This window comes from Sutcliffiella deserti, from assembly GCF_020037475.1.
Taxonomy (GTDB): domain Bacteria; phylum Bacillota; class Bacilli; order Bacillales; family Bacillaceae_I; genus Sutcliffiella_A; species Sutcliffiella_A deserti.
The window spans coordinates 1-2751 of record NZ_JAIQDB010000020.1 but is presented as its reverse complement, the minus strand read 5'-3'; the positions used below and the strand labels follow the sequence as shown (position 1 = coordinate 2751).

At 51.0% G+C, this 2751-nt stretch carries 2 tRNA genes and 2 rRNA genes; all 4 read right to left on the bottom strand.

The annotated features are described in order from the left end of the window. Positions 1–1038, bottom strand: a 23S ribosomal RNA gene (locus tag K9B36_RS16810); the annotation flags it as partial. 198 nt (positions 1039–1236) lie between these two features. Then, positions 1237–1312: transfer RNA gene (locus K9B36_RS16805), tRNA-Ala, on the bottom strand. A 24-nt stretch (positions 1313–1336) separates the two neighbouring features. Continuing rightward, a tRNA-Ile gene (locus tag K9B36_RS16800) sits at positions 1337–1413 on the bottom strand. Between the two features lie 191 nt (positions 1414–1604). Continuing rightward, positions 1605–2751, bottom strand: a 16S ribosomal RNA gene (locus tag K9B36_RS16795); the annotation flags it as partial.

Here is a 2751-nt window from a genome sequence, read left to right as displayed (position 1 = left end):
GGTCTGGGCTGTTTCCCTCTTGACTACGGATCTTATCACTCGCAGTCTGACTCCTGAAGAACAAGTCTTTGGCATTCGGAGTTTGACTGAATTCGGTATTCCGATGAGGACCCCTAGTCCAATCAGGGCTCTACCTCCAAGACTCTACTTCGAGGCTAGCCCTAAAGCTATTTCGGAGAGAACCAGCTATCTCCAGGTTCGATTGGCATTTCACCCCTACCCACACCTCATCCGCTCACTTTTCAACGTGAGTCGGTTCGGGCCTCCATTCAGTGTTACCTGAACTTCACCCTGGACATGGGTAGATCACCTGGTTTCGGGTCTACGACCACGTACTCATTCGCCCTATTCAGACTCGCTTTCGCTGCGGCTCCGTCTCATCGACTTAACCTTGCACGGGATCGTAACTCGCCGGTTCATTCTACAAAAGGCACGCTATCACCCATTAACGGGCTCTAACTACTTGTAGGCACACGGTTTCAGGATCTATTTCACTCCCCTTCCGGGGTGCTTTTCACCTTTCCCTCACGGTACTGGTTCACTATCGGTCACTAGGGAGTATTTAGCCTTGGGAGATGGTCCTCCCTGCTTCCGACGGGATTTCTCGTGTCCCGCCGTACTCAGGATCCACTCAGGAGGGAACGAAGTTTCAACTACAGGGTTTTTACCTTCTATGACGGACCTTTCCAGGTCGCTTCATTTACCCCGGTCCTTTGTAACTCCATGTTGAGTGTCCTACAACCCCAAGAGGCAAGCCTCTTGGTTTGGGCTATAGTCCGTTTCGCTCGCCGCTACTCAGGAAATCGCGTGTGCTTTCTCTTCCTCCGGGTACTAAGATGTTTCAGTTCCCCGGGTCTGCCATCAGTACCCTATGTATTCAGGTAAAGATACTGCTCCATTACGAGCAGTGGGTTTCCCCATTCGGAAATCTCTGGATCAAAGCTTACTTACAGCTCCCCAAAGCATATCGGTGTTAGTCCCGTCCTTCATCGGCTCCTAGTGCCAAGGCATCCACCGTGCGCCCTTAATAACTTAACCATTGACAATAAATTGTCAGTTGTTGTTCGATAACAGCGAATGTTATCTATTAGAAAATTACTAAGATGAACGATACTTGTGAATGTATCTTGATATTACTTACGTTATCTAGTTTTCAAAGAACATCACTCTTGATTTGCATCACATATTGCGACACATTCAGAGGAAANNNATATTGCGACACATTCAGAGGAAAATTGGTGGAGCCTAGCGGGATCGAACCGCTGACCTCCTGCGTGCAAGGCAGGCGCTCTCCCAGCTGAGCTAAGGCCCCGAAAAAAGTTCTGTAATTAAAAAATGGTGGGCCTAAGTGGACTCGAACCACCGACCTCACGCTTATCAGGCGTGCGCTCTAACCAGCTGAGCTATAGGCCCCTTACATTATAGAGAGAGTTCTCTCAAAACTAAACAAAACAAACAGCGTCATATTCCTTAGAAAGGAGGTGATCCAGCCGCACCTTCCGATACGGCTACCTTGTTACGACTTCACCCCAATCATCTGTCCCACCTTAGGCGGCTGGNGCTCTCTCAAAACTAAACAAAACAAACAGCGTCATATTCCTTAGAAAGGAGGTGATCCAGCCGCACCTTCCGATACGGCTACCTTGTTACGACTTCACCCCAATCATCTGTCCCACCTTAGGCGGCTGGCTCCAAAAGGTTACCCCACCGACTTCGGGTGTTACAAACTCTCGTGGTGTGACGGGCGGTGTGTACAAGGCCCGGGAACGTATTCACCGCGGCATGCTGATCCGCGATTACTAGCGATTCCGGCTTCATGCAGGCGAGTTGCAGCCTGCAATCCGAACTGAGAACGGTTTTATGGGATTGGCTCGACCTCGCGGTTTTGCTGCCCTTTGTACCGTCCATTGTAGCACGTGTGTAGCCCAGGTCATAAGGGGCATGATGATTTGACGTCATCCCCACCTTCCTCCGGTTTGTCACCGGCAGTCACCTTAGAGTGCCCAACTTAATGCTGGCAACTAAGATCAAGGGTTGCGCTCGTTGCGGGACTTAACCCAACATCTCACGACACGAGCTGACGACAACCATGCACCACCTGTCACTTATGTCCCCGAAGGGAAAGCCCTATCTCTAGGGAGGTCATAAGGATGTCAAGACCTGGTAAGGTTCTTCGCGTTGCTTCGAATTAAACCACATGCTCCACCGCTTGTGCGGGCCCCCGTCAAGTCCTTTGAGTTTCAGTCTTGCGACCGTACTCCCCAGGCGGAGTGCTTAATGCGTTAGCTGCAGCACTAAAGGGCGGAAACCCTCTAACACTTAGCACTCATCGTTTACGGCGTGGACTACCAGGGTATCTAATCCTGTTTGCTCCCCACGCTTTCGCGCCTCAGTGTCAGTTACAGACCAGAAAGTCGCCTTCGCCACTGGTGTTCCTCCAAATCTCTACGCATTTCACCGCTACACTTGGAATTCCACTGTCCTCTTCTGTACTCAAGTTCCCCAGTTTCCAATGACTCTCCACGGTTGAGCCGTGGGCTTTCACATCAGACTTAAGAAACCACCTGCGCGCGCTGTACGCCCAATAATTCCGGACACCGCTTGCCACCTACGTAGTACCGCGGCTGCTGGCACGTAGTTAGCCGTGGCTTTCTGGTTAGGTACCGTCAAGGTGCGAGCAGTTACTCTCGCACTTGTTCTTCCCTAACAACAGAGCTTTACGATCCGAAAACCTTCATCACTCACGCGGCG